Annotated in this window: 10 protein-coding genes and 1 pseudogene; 9 read left to right on the top strand and 2 right to left on the bottom strand. The window is 71.7% G+C overall.

The window, feature by feature from the left end:
- Nucleotides 1-3: 3 nt before the first annotated feature.
- The 3 genes and pseudogenes from M2302_RS22540 to M2302_RS22550 all read left to right on the top strand — a co-directional run bounded on the left by M2302_RS22540 (nt 4) and on the right by M2302_RS22550 (nt 5827).
- On the top strand, nt 4-4089 hold the full coding sequence (locus tag M2302_RS22540; protein ID WP_280839840.1) for a TIGR02680 family protein: 4086 nt from the start codon (nt 4-6) through the stop codon (nt 4087-4089).
- Nucleotides 4086-5345, top strand: a complete 1260-nt coding sequence (locus tag M2302_RS22545; protein ID WP_280839841.1) for a TIGR02679 family protein — start codon at nt 4086-4088, stop codon at nt 5343-5345. Before M2302_RS22540 ends, M2302_RS22545 begins: the two co-directional genes overlap by 4 nt.
- Before the next feature lie 64 nt (nt 5346-5409).
- A pseudogene (locus tag M2302_RS22550) lies at nt 5410-5827 on the top strand (YccF domain-containing protein).
- Between the two features lie 122 nt (nt 5828-5949).
- Here the strand turns inward: M2302_RS22550 and M2302_RS22555 are convergent.
- Together M2302_RS22555 and M2302_RS22560 are read right to left on the bottom strand one after the other, a co-directional pair.
- Nucleotides 5950-6744, bottom strand: coding sequence for a serine protease (locus M2302_RS22555; RefSeq protein WP_280839842.1), 795 nt, complete (start codon nt 6742-6744; stop codon nt 5950-5952).
- A 130-nt stretch (nt 6745-6874) separates the two neighbouring features.
- Nucleotides 6875-7636 (bottom strand): FCD domain-containing protein, encoded by a 762-nt coding sequence (locus M2302_RS22560; RefSeq protein ID WP_280839843.1) that lies wholly within the window; start codon nt 7634-7636, stop codon nt 6875-6877.
- 187 nt (nt 7637-7823) lie between these two features.
- Between M2302_RS22560 and M2302_RS22565 the strand changes: the two genes are divergently transcribed.
- The 6 genes from M2302_RS22565 to M2302_RS22590 all read left to right on the top strand — a co-directional run bounded on the left by M2302_RS22565 (nt 7824) and on the right by M2302_RS22590 (nt 13643).
- Nucleotides 7824-9062: a sugar ABC transporter substrate-binding protein gene (locus M2302_RS22565; RefSeq protein ID WP_280839844.1), complete on the top strand. Its 1239-nt coding sequence runs from the start codon at nt 7824-7826 to the stop codon at nt 9060-9062.
- A 77-nt stretch (nt 9063-9139) separates the two neighbouring features.
- On the top strand, nt 9140-10084 hold the full coding sequence (locus tag M2302_RS22570; protein ID WP_280839845.1) for a sugar ABC transporter permease: 945 nt from the start codon (nt 9140-9142) through the stop codon (nt 10082-10084).
- The gene (locus M2302_RS22575; RefSeq protein WP_210774651.1) at nt 10081-10896 is read left to right on the top strand and encodes a carbohydrate ABC transporter permease; all 816 of its coding nucleotides are present in this window, start codon (nt 10081-10083) and stop codon (nt 10894-10896) included. Before M2302_RS22570 ends, M2302_RS22575 begins: the two co-directional genes overlap by 4 nt.
- Before the next feature lie 7 nt (nt 10897-10903).
- Nucleotides 10904-12052, top strand: coding sequence for a galactonate dehydratase (gene dgoD / locus M2302_RS22580; RefSeq protein ID WP_280839846.1), 1149 nt, complete (start codon nt 10904-10906; stop codon nt 12050-12052).
- Between the two features lie 2 nt (nt 12053-12054).
- Nucleotides 12055-12693, top strand: coding sequence for a bifunctional 4-hydroxy-2-oxoglutarate aldolase/2-dehydro-3-deoxy-phosphogluconate aldolase (locus M2302_RS22585; protein ID WP_280839847.1), 639 nt, complete (start codon nt 12055-12057; stop codon nt 12691-12693).
- Nucleotides 12690-13643: a sugar kinase gene (locus M2302_RS22590; RefSeq protein ID WP_280839848.1), complete on the top strand. Its 954-nt coding sequence runs from the start codon at nt 12690-12692 to the stop codon at nt 13641-13643. The genes M2302_RS22585 and M2302_RS22590 overlap by 4 nt, the downstream gene beginning before the upstream one ends.
- Nucleotides 13644-13648 lie beyond the last annotated feature (5 nt).

Raw genomic sequence — 13648 nt, forward strand, 5'->3', positions numbered from 1 at the left:
GACGTGACCACCGCGACGGCGCGGCCCGGCACCACCGGCCGGGGGAACCCCGACCGGTTCCGCCTGCACCGGGCCGGGATCTGCAACGTGTGGCAGTACGACGAGCAGATCTTCCAGTTCGAGGACGGCAGGCTGCTGCTGCGCGGAAAGAACGGCGCAGGCAAGTCCAAGGCGCTGGAGCTGCTGCTGCCATTCCTCCTCGATGGCGACGCCAAACGGCTCGATGCCACCGGAGCGGGACGGACGACGTTCCGCTGGCTGATGAGCGAGGGGTCCACCGGGGTGAACCGGCAGGGCTTCCTCTGGGCCGAGCTGCGCCGCCAGAGCGGCGACGGGACCGACAGCTTCCTCACCCTGGGCGCCGTGGTGCGGTGGTCGTCGGCCACCGGGGAGGCGCGGCTGCTGTACTTCGTGACCCCACTGCGCGTCGGCCCCGACGTCACCCTCGTGGCCGACCGGCAGCCGCTGCCGATCGACCGGCTGCGGGACCGGCTCGGTGAGGACGCGGTGTATTCCAGCGCCCGGGACTACCGGGTGCGGGTGGCCCGGGAGCTTTTCGGCATCACCGACGCCGGCCGCTACCGCAACCTCGTCCACCTCCTCTACCGGCTGCGGCGACCCACCGTCGGCGACCGGATCGAGGCGGGCCAGTTGACAGTGGAGCTGAGCGAGGCGCTGCCGCCGCTGGACGACGACGTGCTCGACACGGTGGCGCACAACCTCGACGACCTGGAAGCCGTACGCGAGGACCTCGGCCGGCTGGAACGCACCTCCGCCGCCCTCACCGACCTGCTGACCGCTTACCGGGGATACCTGCGCGGCGAGCTGCGCCGCAGGGTCACCACCGTGCAGACCGCGCTGGTCGAGTTGCGGACCCGCCGCCGGCAGGCCGGCGAGCGTGAACGCGACGTGGCCGCCGCGCTGGATGCGGAAACCACGACCGACGCTACGGCGCGCCGCTGGGAAGCGCAGGTGCAGGACACAACAACGGAACTCGCCGCGCTGCGGGACAGCGCCGAGTACCGGGCGGTCCGCGACCTCGGGCAACGCCGGCAAGCGGTCGAGGCGTTACAGGCAGCCGCCCGGTCCGCCGAACGGGCCGCCGCGGCGGAGCGGCGCGCCGCAGCGGACGCCGCGGCCCGGCTCGTGGAGGAAACCGAACGACTCGGCCGGACGGCGGCGGAGCTGCGCGACGGTCACCGGCGACTGGCCGACGCGGCGACCGCGGCCGGGGTGGACGTGGCCCACCTCGGCGAGCCGCTCACGCTCCGCTTCACTCCGGCGGCCGCCGACGGCCGGCTTTCCACAATCGATGTCGCCGCCGTCAGAGCCGACATCGGGCGGTGCGCGCAGCAGTTGCGGGCGGCCACGCACGCCGTCACCGGCCGCCGCCAGGCAGCCGCGGACCTTCGCGGGCTACTGGGCCGCGCCACCTCGGCCGCCGGGATCGCGGCCCGGGCCGAGGCCGACGCCGAGCTGCTGGACGCCCAGCAGGAGACGGCACAGAACACCCTGGAGGCGCGGGCCGAGGAACTCCTCGCGGCCAGCACCGCGTACGCCGGTCAGGTTCTGGCGTGGCTGGCCCGACCGGCCGTCGTCGGCGCGAACGTCGCCGCGCTGCGGCGCGCCGTGACCGCCGACGGCGACGCGGCGCTGCCCGCCGACACACCGGCGGCGGTGCGGTCTGCGGCCGAGGCCGCGCTCGAACCGGTACGCCGCGCCGCCGACGCCCGTCGCGACGACCTGCTGCGCGGCCTCGACCGGATCAAAGCGACCATGACCGACCTACGGGCAGCACACCGACGGTGGACCGAACAAGCCGATCCGCAGCCCCCAGCATCGCGTTTCCGCAGCATGACGCCAGCGGAGGACGCGCTGTACCGGCTCGTCGACTTCGCCGGGCACGTCACCGCCGAGGAGCGGGCCGGGCTGGAGGCGGCACTGGAGGCCAGTGGCCTGCTCGACGGCCGGGTGACCGCCGACGGGTCCGTGGTGGCCGGCAGCGGAGAGGTCCTGCTGCGCCCCGGGCCGCCGGTTATCGGCGCCGGCCTCGACGAGGCGCTGCAGCCCGTGCCCGGGGCGGAGCGGGTGACACCGCTGCTGGCTGGTATCGCCCTCGGGCCCGCTGAGGCAGCCAGCTGGGTCGGCTACGACGGAAGCTGGCGCCTCGGCGTCGCCCACGGCACCTGGCGCAAATCGACCGCCGAATACGTCGGCGCGGCGAACCGGGCGGCGCTACGCGCCCGCCGCCTGACCGAGCTGGCCACCCAGATCGAACAGGCGCAGCGGGAGAAGGACTCCCTCGACGGCGACCTGACCATCGCCGATAAGACCCGCGACGAGCTGACCCGCACTCTGCGTGACCTGCCCGACGGCGGGCCGCTGCAGGCCGCCTGGGCGCGCCGCGATGAGGCGGCATCGGCGCTGGCTCGGCTCACCAGCGACGTCGGACGCGCCCGCCGCACCGCCCGGGACCGGCGCACCGAGGCCACCGTCCGGCAACGGGAGGCGACGTCCGCCGCCGAGGCCCACCTGCTGCCCGCCGATCCCGACGATCTGAGCCGCGTCGAGGTCCGACTCAAAATGCTCGGCGAGGAGCTGCCCCGCCAGCGGCGGAGCACCGAAATCCTGCACGAGCAGCTTGCCGGCTACCGGCAGAAGATCACCGACCACGCGCTCGCCGTGGAGCGCGGCGAGACCGCCGACGAGGAGGCCACGGCCGCCGCGGGGCGTCATGCCGACGCCGCGCAGGCGCTGGCCGTACTCCAGGAATCCCTCGGCGCCGACCCCGCCGACGTCCTCGCCCGCGAGGCCGACGCCGACCGACGGCTCCGCGCGGCCCAGGACAGTCTGCCGTCTGCCCGGCACCGTTACCAGCAGGCCCGGGACCACCGCGTCCGCGCCGAGAACCTTCGGGACGAGGCCCGACAGCGGCTCACCGAACAGGAGAACGCCACCCTCGCCGCCGGGACAGCCCTTCCCCGGGTCCTCACCCTCCCCGGCGTCTCCCCGGCACTCGGCCTGCCCCCGTTCACCGACGCCGGGCCGGCTGGCGAATCGGCCCGCGAACGGATCCAGCACCTCGACGAACTGGCCAGACGCCTGCACTCCACGATCGGCGCGCAGACGCAGGACGTCGGAGAAAACGCCCTGCACAACCGGTACAACGACGTACGCGGCCGGCTCGCCGGCGGATACGACCTAATCTGGGAGGACCGCGACGGGGTCAAGGTGATCGAGATCGCCGACGACATCGGGCAGCACCCGGTGGCGCTGGCGGCGGCCAGGTTGAGCACGGAACTGGACGACAAACGCTCCGCAGTCGCCGACCGCGAGCGGCAGGCGTTCGAGCGTTTCCTGCTCGGAGAGCTGGGCGACGCCCTGTCCCGGCAGATCCTCGCCGCCCACCACCTCGTCGCCGCCATGAACGACACCCTGGACGGGGTCCGCACCTCGCACGGGTTGGGCGCCCGGCTGGTGTGGACGCTGCGGGCGGACTCCGACGCGGACACCAAGGCCGCGGTGGACTTGCTACGCACGCCACTGGCGATGCGGACCAGAGAGCAGAACGACCGGCTCCGGGAGGTGCTGGCCCGACGAGTAGAGGACGCCCGACGAGCCGACTCGTCCGCCGGGTACGCCGCCCACCTGCGCACCGCACTGGACTACCGGCAATGGTTCACCTTCGCGGTGAAGGTGACCGACCAGGCCAACCCGGACCGGGAACGGACACTGTCGTCGCGTACCGCGATGAGCCAGGGCGAGCAGCGGGTCGTGTCGTACCTCGTGCTGTTCGCTGCGGCCGCCGCGCACTTCTCCTCTGTCGGCGCGGCGCACCCGCCCGCCCCACGGCTGATCCTGCTCGACGACGCGTTCGCGAAGGTCGACGAGCCCACCCACGGCCGCCTCCTCGGCCTGCTCGTCGACCTGGACCTCGACGCGGTGCTCACCAGCGAACGGTTGTGGGGCTGCTTTCCGGAAGTGCCGTCGCTCGGCATCTACGAATGCCTGCGTGACCCCACCCAGCCGGGGGTGGCGACCCTGCACTTCCGCTGGGACGGCTCCCGACGCAACCTGGTGACACGGTGAACACCCCGCTGGCCTGGCTCGGCTCACCCGAACTCGTTCCCCTGTGGTCCGCGGTGCGCCTGCGACTGATCCGCAACGGGCGCGCGGCCCGCGGACGACTGTCGCTGCGTGCCCTCGACGACAGACAGCGGGAGGCGGTCGGACTACTGATCGGCCGGCCCGTCGCCGCACAGGTCACCCTCGACCTGGCCGAACTCGACCGGACGCTCGCCGGCAGCGCCGCCGCTGCCGGCCTGATCGAGGTGATCGAGGCGCTCACCGGTCCGGTACCCGATCGGCCGGCCGACGCCGCAGCCGAGGCCACCCAACGAGATCAGCTCCGCGAGCACGGACGCGTCGCCGTGGAAGCCGCTGGAATCGCCGACCAGGACTGGGCGGCCAGGTGGCTGGACAGCCTGTGGCGCGGCGGCGTGCTGGCCCGGCTCACCGCCGACGAGGCCCGCCGGCTGATCACCGCGGCCACCACGGCACTGGGCCTCACCCTCAGCCGACCGTCCACGCCGTGGTCCCGCACCGAGCTGGCAGAACGGGTCACCGGCAGCGCGCACGGCCTCGACGACGACACCCTGCTGGCCCGGCTCGTTCTGCGCGGCATCGCCCTGGCCCTGACCGGCTCCTCCGAGCCGCCGCCCGACGCCGCCGCCCGGCGGGCACTGTGGGAGTCGGCCGGTGTCGCCGGCGACACGGTCGCCACCACCGTCCTCACCTACGGGCTGCGCCCACTCGCCGACGACTGGTTGTCCCGTTCCCTCCGGCAACGAGCCGACCAACACGCCGAAACCCACCTGACCCTGCGTGACGTCCGGCGGCTCGGCCACCTGCTCATCACCCAGGACACGGTGTACGTCTGCGAGAACCCCCGCGTGCTCGAAGCCGCCGCCGACGCCGCCGCGCCCGCCGCCCTCGTCTGCACCTCCGGCAATCCCACCACCGTCACGCTCGCGCTGCTCGACGCGCTGGCCGCGCAGGACCGCGTACAGCTGACCTACCACGGCGACTTCGACTGGCCGGGTATCGGCATCGCCGAGCGTGTCATGCGGCGAACCGGGGCCGTTCCATGGCGGTTCCGGTCCACCGACTACGAGGCAGCGATAGCTGAGGCCCAGCTGCGCGGCACGCCGCTGCGGGAACTCAGCGGACCGAACCTCGACACACCGTGGGACCCGGCACTTGCCGCCGCGATGCGGCGGCATGCGCTGGTGGTGCACGAGGAGAGCATCGTAGCCGCGCTGCTGGACGACCTCATGAACAGATGACTCCAGGGGATTGACAGGCCGTGCCCCACGGACCCCGGCGAACCAGGCCCGGAGCCGATCGTCGGTGGCGTGCGGCGGTCATCCTGGAGAGGGGACTTGCTTCCTGCTCAACGTGCTGTGGCTCATCTTCGGCGGCGGGCTCGTCCTCGTGATCGGCTACGGCATCGCCGCGCTGGTCTGCTTCGTCCTGGTCGTCACCATCCCGTTCGGTCGCATCGCTGCGGCTGGCCGTCTACTCGCTGTGGCCCTTCGGCCGCACCCTCGTGGCCAAGCCCGGCGCGGGCGTCGCCTCCGGCCTGGCCAACGTCCTGTGGGTGGTGTTGGCAGGCTGGTGGCTGGCCCTGTCCCACATCCTCGCCGGCATCGCCCTCTGTTTCACGATCATCGGCACCCCGTTCGGCATCGCCAACTTCAAACTCGTCCCGGCAGCGTTCTGGCCCCTCGGGCGCGAGCTCGTCGACACCCGACTCCGCCCAGCTTGAGAGTCCGTCAGGTGCCGGGGACAGCATCACGTGGCCGGATCGTCGGTCCCGCCCGATGGCGCCGGTGACGACGAGCGGGCGGCCCGGCTGGTGGTCAGCCGGGCCGCGATCGGTCGTACGCCTCAGCCGCCGAGACTGGCGGCGGCCGAGGCGATCGACGAGGAGAAGTAGCTCACCTGGGTGTAGACGCCGGGGTAGTTGGGCCGGGCGCAGCCGTTGCCCCAGCTGACGATGCCGACCTGGATCCAGGCGTTGGTGGCGTCGCGGCGGAACATCGGGCCGCCCGAGTCGCCCTGGCAGGTGTCCGTGCCGCCGCTGGCGTAACCGGCGCAGATCTCCTCGGCCACAATGACCTGGCCGCCGTAGTTGGCGTCGCAGGTGGAGTCGCTCACGAACGGCACGGTCGCCTTGAGCAGGTACCGCTGCTGGGAGCCGCCCTCTCGGGCCGCGCCCCAGCCGGCGACGGTGAACGTGCCGTTGTCATAGGCGGTCGTGGTGGCGATCGGCAGGGTGCTCAGCCCGGTGACCGGGCTGGCCAACCGGATCAGCGCCCAGTCCTTGCCGTTGCCGTTGTAGCCGGGCGCGCGGTAGACGTAGTTCGACCGGACGGTGATCCGGCTGGACGACGGCAGGTCGACCACGCCTAACGTCGCGGTGATGCTGGTGTTGGTGCCCGTGCGGCCCACGCAGTGCGCGGCCGTGAGCACCAGTCGCGGGCTGTACAGGGCCCCGCCGCAGCCCATCGAGAGTCGCACCATGAACGGGAACTCCCCCTGGGCGGCGCGGGTGCCGCCGACGACGTACGGGGTGGGCGTGGGCTCGGCCGCGGCGGCGGGCGCGGCGAGGGTGAGGCTGCCCGCGGTCACCGCGGCCAACGCGGCGGCCAGCAGGCCGGTGAGGGTGCGCCAACGAAGCATGTGATCCTCCGCATTCCGACCGGCACGCCTCGTGCGCGCACCTGGTTCACGATTGCGGACATCATATTGATGTGAATCGATCGGCTCGCCCTACCCGCTGGGTCATACCCCCGGCGATATGGACGCGGAGTCAGCCCTGACCGGGCTCGCCGGTCTGCTCCCACATCGACTTCATCTCGTCGAACGCCTGCTCCATGATCCGCACCATGGCCTGCCGGGCCCGTTCGCCGTCGCGTCGCTGGATCGCCTGGGCGACGTCGGCGTGCAGTTGCAGCGCCTGCTCGTCGGGGTAGTGCGGCATCAGGTGGTAGTGGTGCCGGCCGGTGAGCACCTCGGCGACCAGTTCCTGGAGTTTCACGAACATCTCGTTGCCGGAGGCGACCAGCACCCGCCGGTGGAACTCGATGTCCAGGCTGAGGAAGCGCTCCTCGTCACCGGCCTTCCCGGCGGCCCACATCTTGGCGGCGAGCCCGACCAGGTCGCTCGCCTCGTCGTGGTCGACGCGGCCGGCGGCCAGCAACGCGGCGTGCGGCTCGACGGCGGTCCGCAGTTCGGTGATCGAGCGCATCTGCGCCATGCGGCCGGCCGAGGCGAGCCGCCAGCGGATCACCTGCGGATCGAAGACGTTCCACGCCCCGGCCGGTCGGATCATGACCCCGACCCGGCGCCGGGTCTCGACGAATCCCATGGACGCCAGCACCCGCAGGACCTCGCGGATCACCGAGCGGGAGACGGCGTACCGCTCAACGAGGTCGTCGATGTTGAGGACGGATCCGGCGGCCACCTCGCCGCCGCAGATGGCGGTGCCGAGGTGGTCGAGAACGCGGGCGTGCAACCCGGCCTCGGCAGGGGCGTGCTGGACGGGTGCGACCCCTGGGGAGGACTGATCCACGGTTCGGAGCATATCAGTTAGAGATCACCTCTTGAATAAGTCAGCTTTTTGGGCCTAGCATCCGGTCGTTAAGCGGACGTTACAACGATGTGGCGCTCCTCCCCCGGGCGGCGGCCACCATACAGAAGGAGAGATGGACGTGCGGCGTCGATCGATAATCGGAACTTCTCTGGCCGTGGTTGCCGCCATGGGCCTGAGCGCGTGCGGCGGCGGTGAGGACAGCGGCGATTCCAAGACGGTTCGGGTGACCCTGGCCAACCACGTGTGGACGGAGAACATCAAGAAGGCCCTGCCCGAGTTCGAGAAGCAGACCGGGCTCAAGGTCGAGCTCACCCAGCTCGGCGAGGACCAGCTCTCCGACCAGTACAACGTCAAGCTGAACGCCGGTTCCAGCGACATCGACGTGATGATGTACCGCCCCCTGCAGGAGGGGAAGCTGTTCGCCAAGAACAAGTACCTCGCCGACCTGTCCGACGAGGTCAAGTCCAACAAGGACTGGGACTTCAGCGACTTCCAGGCCGGCCCGGTGCAGGCCACCTCGTACGAGGGCAAGCCGGTCGGCGTTCCGATCATCACCGAGCAGGAGGTCCTGTACTACCGCAAGGACCTGCTGGCCAAGGCCGGCCTGACCGCCCCGCCGAAGACGCTCGACGAGCTCAAGGCGGCGGCCACGAAGATCAAGGCGGCCGACCCGAGCGTCGCCGGCTTCGTCGCCCGTACCGGCAAGTCGCCGGCGGTCACCCAGTTCTCCAGCTTCCTCTACAGCTTCGGCGGTGACTTCGTCGACAGCAGCGGCAAGGCCACCGTCAACACCGAGCAGGCCAAGCAGGCGTACGCGTACTACGGCGGGCTCATCAAGGACCAGGGCCCGGCGAACGTCAGCACCGACATGAGCTGGCCGGAAGCGATGGCCATCTTCACCCAGGGCAAGGCCGCCTTCTACACCGAGGCCAACTCGCTCTACAAGAACGCCACCGACCCGACCAAGTCGAAGGTCGCCGACACCGTCGGCTTCGCGCCGTTCCCGGCCGGCCCGGCCGGTTCGAAGCCCTACAACATCCCCTCCTGGGCGCTGGGCGTCAGCGACGGCTCGAAGAACCAGAGCAACGCCTGGAAGTTCGTCGAGTGGGCGACCGGCAAGGAGCAGACGCTCGCGCAGCAGAAGGCCGGCGTGCCGAGCGCGCGTACCTCGGTCTGGGCCAACCCGGAGGGCACCGCGTCCTACCCGAAGGACCTCGTCGAGGCCATCGCGGCCAGCACCAAGGACGGCATCGGGCACGACCGCCCGCTGGTCAACAAGGTCGCCCAGGCCCGGGAGATCGTCGGCCAGCCGATCGTCGACGCCATCGCCGGCAAGGACGCGGCGGCCGCGGCCGAGACCGCCAACACGGCGTTCCAGAAGTTCCTGGACGACGAGGCCAAGTAAGCCGAGCGCGGGGTGGCGGCGCCGTCCGGCTCCGCCACCCCCACTCCCCCGTCCGGCCCGCCCACCCCGGAGATCTCATGGCAACAGTCACCACCCGCACCAGACCCCACGACGCCTCCGTCACACCCGACACGCCCGGCTGGGCCCGCTGGGCCAACGAGCATCGCAAGTGGCTCTTCGCGGCGCCCGCCATGGTGTTCGTCGCCGCCCTGATCGTCTTCCCGCTGGCCTGGACCGGCTATCTGAGCCTGACCGACGCCGAGGGTTCGGTGCGGGCCGAGTCGGAGTTCGTGGGCTTCCAGAACTACGTCGAGGTGCTCTCGGACACCGAGCGGTTCTGGCCCGCCGTCGGGCGGACCGCCGCGTTCACCGTCGTCGCGCTGCTGTTCGAGGTCGTCCTCGGCATGGCCGTCGCGCTGCTGCTGTGGCGTCCGTTCCGGGGCCAGAAGTGGGTCCGCGTGGCCATCCTGATGCCGCTGGTCGCCACCCCGGTCGCGGTCGGCATGATGTGGCGGCTCATCTTCGACCCGAACATCGGTATGGCCAACCAGCTGCTCGGCTGGTTCGGCATCGGACCCCAGCCGTGGCTCGCCGGCCAGCACTCGGCGCTGCCCACGACGATCTTCATCGACGTGTGGCAGTGGACGCCGATGGTCGTGCTGATCCTGCTCGCCGGCCTGAGCTCGCTCTCCGACGAGCCCCAGGAGGCGGCGCGCATCGACGGCGCGAGCAGCTGGCAGCGGTTCCGGCACGTCACCCTGCCGCTGGTGATGCCCACCGTGATCGTCGCGATCCTGCTGCGCGGCATCGACGCGCTGAAGACCTTCGACATCCTCTACGCCACCAAGGGCCGCGGCGGCGGCTCGTTCCACGAGGTCGAGACCCTCAACGTGTACGCCTACGGCCTGAGCTTCGACTACAACGAGTACGGCATCTCATCGACGGTCCTCATCATCTTCTTCCTGATCATCATCGGGTCGATGTGGGCCCTGACGTCCCGCAGGAAGGAGGCGCAGCGATGAAGGCCCGCTCCGCCTACCGGATCTTCCGCTTCGTGGCGCTCGCCGTCGTGGTGATCGCGCTGCTCGCACCGCTGTTCTGGATGATCGCCGCGTCGTTCAAGACCAACGTCGACATCTACGACACGGGCAAGGCGGTCGTCTTCTCGCCCACCGTGGACAACTACGCCAACGTCCTGAAGCAGGCGAACTACGTCCAGTTCATCGGCAACAGCCTCTGGGTGGCCTTCGCGGCCACCGCGCTCTCCCTGCTGCTCGGCGTGCCGGCGGCCTACTCGATGAGCCGCTTCAACATGCGCAAGTCGGCGCTGGTGGTGCTCATGGCGCGGGTCATCCCCGGTGTCTCGCTCCTGGTGCCCTGGTACTACGTCTTCTCCAACCTGCAGATGGTCGGCGGGTTCGGCGTGCTCGTCCTCAGCCACATGTTCGTGTCGCTGCCGCTGGTGGTCTACATCATGATGGGCTACTTCGACGGCCTCCCCCTCGAACTCGAGGAGGCGGCGCTCGTGGACGGGCTGACCCACATCGGCGCGTTCCGCCGGATCACGCTGCCGCTCTCGGTGCCGGGCGTGGCCACCGCCGGCATCCTGTCCTTCATCTTCTCCTGGAACAACTTCATGTTCGCCCTGGTGCTCTCCGGCGCCGACACCAAGACCCTGCCCGTCGCGATCTTCGACTTCGTCGGCTACGCCAGCATCGACTGGGGCGGCCTGATGGCGGCGGCCACCGTCGTCACCCTGCCGATCATGCTGATCGCCCTGTTCGTGCAGAAGTACGTCGTCTCCGGGCTCACCGCCGGCGCGACGAAGGGCTGAGGACACCATGACGACAATCGCCCGCATCGAGACGTTCCTCGTCGCCCCCCGCTGGCTCTTCGTCCGCGTCGAGACCGAATCCGGGATCGTCGGCTGGGGCGAGGCGACCTGCGAGGGGCGCTCCGAAACCGTCCGGGCCGCCGTCGAGCAGCTCGGTGAACTCCTGATCGGCCGGGACGCGCTGCGGATCGAGGACCACTGGCAGGTCATGACCAAGGGCTCGTTCTACCGGGGCGGCCCGATCCTGGCCAGCGCCGTGGCCGGCCTCGACCAGGCCCTCTGGGACATCGCCGGCAAGCGGTACGGGGCACCGGTGCACCAACTGCTCGGTGGGCCCGTCCGCGACCGGATCCGGGTCTACGGCTGGGTCGGCGGCGACGAGCCGAACGAGGTCCGCGACCACATCGCCGAGCAGGTGGCGGCGGGCCTGACCGCCGTCAAGATGAACGCCTCCGGGCGGATGAGCCCGATCGCGTCGGTCGCCGAACTGGACGCGGTGGTCCAGCGGGTGGCCGCCGCCCGCGAGGTGCTCGGCGACGAGCGCGACGTCGCCGTCGACTTCCACGGCCGGTTCACCCTCGCCAACGCCCGCCGCGTCGCACCGCTGCTGGAGCCGTACCGGCCGCTGTTCCTCGAGGAGCCGGTCGTGCCGGAGAACTCCCACCTCATCGGCGACTTCGTCCGGTCCACCACCACCCCGGTGTCGACCGGCGAGCGGCTCTACAGCCGGCAGGAGTTCCTGCCCGTCCTCCAGGCCGGCATCGCGGTCGCCCAACCGGACCTCTCGCACGCCGGCGGCATCACCGAGGTACGCAAGATCGCCGCGCTCGCCGAGGTCTACGACGTGCAGCTCGCCCCGCACTGCCCGCTCGGGCCGATCGCCCTGGCGGCCTGCCTGCAGGTCGGCTTCGCCACGCCCAACTACCTGATCCAGGAACAGAGCATCGGCATCCACTACAACCTCGGCGCCGAGGTGCTCGACTACTGCCTGGACAAGACGCCGCTGACCTTCGTCGACGGGCACGTCGAGCGGCTCACCGCGCCGGGGCTGGGCATCGAGATCGACGAGCAGGCGGTACGCGCGGCCGACAAGCGCGGCCACGCCTGGCGCAGCCCCATGTGGCGGCACCCCGACGGCTCCTACGCGGAATGGTGACCATGACCCTCGACCTGACCACCGAACTCGCCGCGGCCCGCATCCTGGCGATCATCCGCGGCACCGACACCGCCGCCGCGATCGCCACCGGCACCGCGCTGCTGCACGAGGGCGTCCGCATCATCGAGGTGGCCCTCACGACGCCGGGCGCACTGCACGCCATCGCGGCCATCCGCTCGGCCGCGCCCGCCGACGCGCTGGTCGGCGCGGGAACGGTGCTGACCGCCGCCGACGTCGCCGACGTGCTCGCCGCCGGCGCGCAGTTCATCGTCACCCCGGCCGTCGTCGAGTCCATCCCCGAGGCGGTGCGCCGCGGACTCCCGGTCGCCGCCGGGGCGCTCACCCCGACGGAGGCGTACACGGCCGTGCGGATGGGGGCGTCCGCCGTGAAGCTCTTCCCGGCGGCCCTCGGCGGCCCGACGTACCTGAAGGCGCTGCGCGACCCGTTCCCGGACATTCCCTTCGTCGCGGTCGGCGGGGTGGGCCTGGCCGAGATGCCCGCCTATCTGAGCGCCGGGGCGATCGCCGTCGGCGTCGGCGGCCCGCTGGTCGGGGACGCCGCCTCCGGCGGTGACCTCGACGGGCTGCGCCACCGGGCGCGGGCCTACCTGGCGGCGGCTGCCCGCCCGCCGGCCTCATGACCGCGGTCGACCTGCTCACCTTCGGCGAGGCGCTGGTGTCGCTGCGGGCGCCCGGCCCGCTGGCCGCCGGGGGCGCGCTGACCATGCACCTGGCCGGGGCGGAGTCCAACGTCGCGATCGGTCTGGCCCGGCTCGGGCACCGGGTCGCCTGGGTGGGCCGGGTCAGCGACGACGAGCTGGGCGAGTACCTGCTGCGGCAGTTGCGCGCCGAGGGCGTCGGCGTGGACGACGTGACCAGGGATCCCGACCGGCCCGCCGGTCTGCTGTTCCTGGAACGGCGCACCGCCGACCTGACCCGGGTGCGCTACCACCGGGCGGGCTCGGCCGGATCGGCCCTGCGCGTGGCGGACCTGCGCAAGCCGATCGCCGACGGCGCCCGGATGCTGCACCTGACCGGGATCACCCCGGCCCTGTCCGACAGCGCCCGCGAGGCCACCCGGTGGGCGGCCGAGACCGGCTCCCGGTCCGGGATGCTCGTCAGCCTCGACGTCAACCACCGCAGCCGGCTCTGGACGCGGGAAGCCGCCCGCGCCGTGCTGGCCCCGCTGGCCGCCCACGCTTCGGTCGTCATCGCCTCCACCGACGAGCTGGACCTCGTCGGCGAACCGGGGTCGGACGAGTCCACGGTGGTGGCGGGCCTGCTGGCGCGCGGAGTGGAGACCGTGCTGGTCAAGCTGGGCGCCGACGGCGCCCGGGCGTACACCCGCGACGGCGTGCGGCAGGTCGCGGCGGTGCGCGTGACCGCGGTGGACACCGTCGGCGCAGGCGACGCGTTCACCGCCGGCTACCTCTCCGGGCACCTCGACGGACTCGACCTGGCCGGCCGCCTGCGCCGCGCGGTGACCCTCGGCGCCTTCGCGGTCGCCGGTCACGGCGACTGGGAGGGGCTGCCCCGCCGCGACGAACTGTCCCTTCTCGACGGCCACGAGACCGGAAACACCCTTCGCTGAGCACC

Source organism: Micromonospora sp. A200 (genome assembly GCF_029893845.1).
GTDB classification, from domain to species: domain Bacteria; phylum Actinomycetota; class Actinomycetes; order Mycobacteriales; family Micromonosporaceae; genus Micromonospora; species Micromonospora purpureochromogenes.

Bases quoted from the DNA above. Each gene is read 5' to 3' on its own strand.
- M2302_RS22565 (WP_280839844.1), top strand. From the start codon at position 7,824: ATGGGCCTGAGCGCGTGCGGCGGCGGTGAGGACAGCGGCGATTCCAAG.
- M2302_RS22585 (WP_280839847.1), top strand. From the start codon at position 12,055: ATGACCCTCGACCTGACCACCGAACTCGCCGCGGCCCGCATCCTGGCG.
- M2302_RS22555 (WP_280839842.1), bottom strand. From the start codon at position 6,744: ATGCTTCGTTGGCGCACCCTCACCGGCCTGCTGGCCGCCGCGTTGGCC.
- M2302_RS22590 (WP_280839848.1), top strand. From the start codon at position 12,690: ATGACCGCGGTCGACCTGCTCACCTTCGGCGAGGCGCTGGTGTCGCTG.
- M2302_RS22575 (WP_210774651.1), top strand. From the start codon at position 10,081: ATGAAGGCCCGCTCCGCCTACCGGATCTTCCGCTTCGTGGCGCTCGCC.
- dgoD (WP_280839846.1), top strand. From the start codon at position 10,904: ATGACGACAATCGCCCGCATCGAGACGTTCCTCGTCGCCCCCCGCTGG.
- M2302_RS22570 (WP_280839845.1), top strand. From the start codon at position 9,140: ATGGCAACAGTCACCACCCGCACCAGACCCCACGACGCCTCCGTCACA.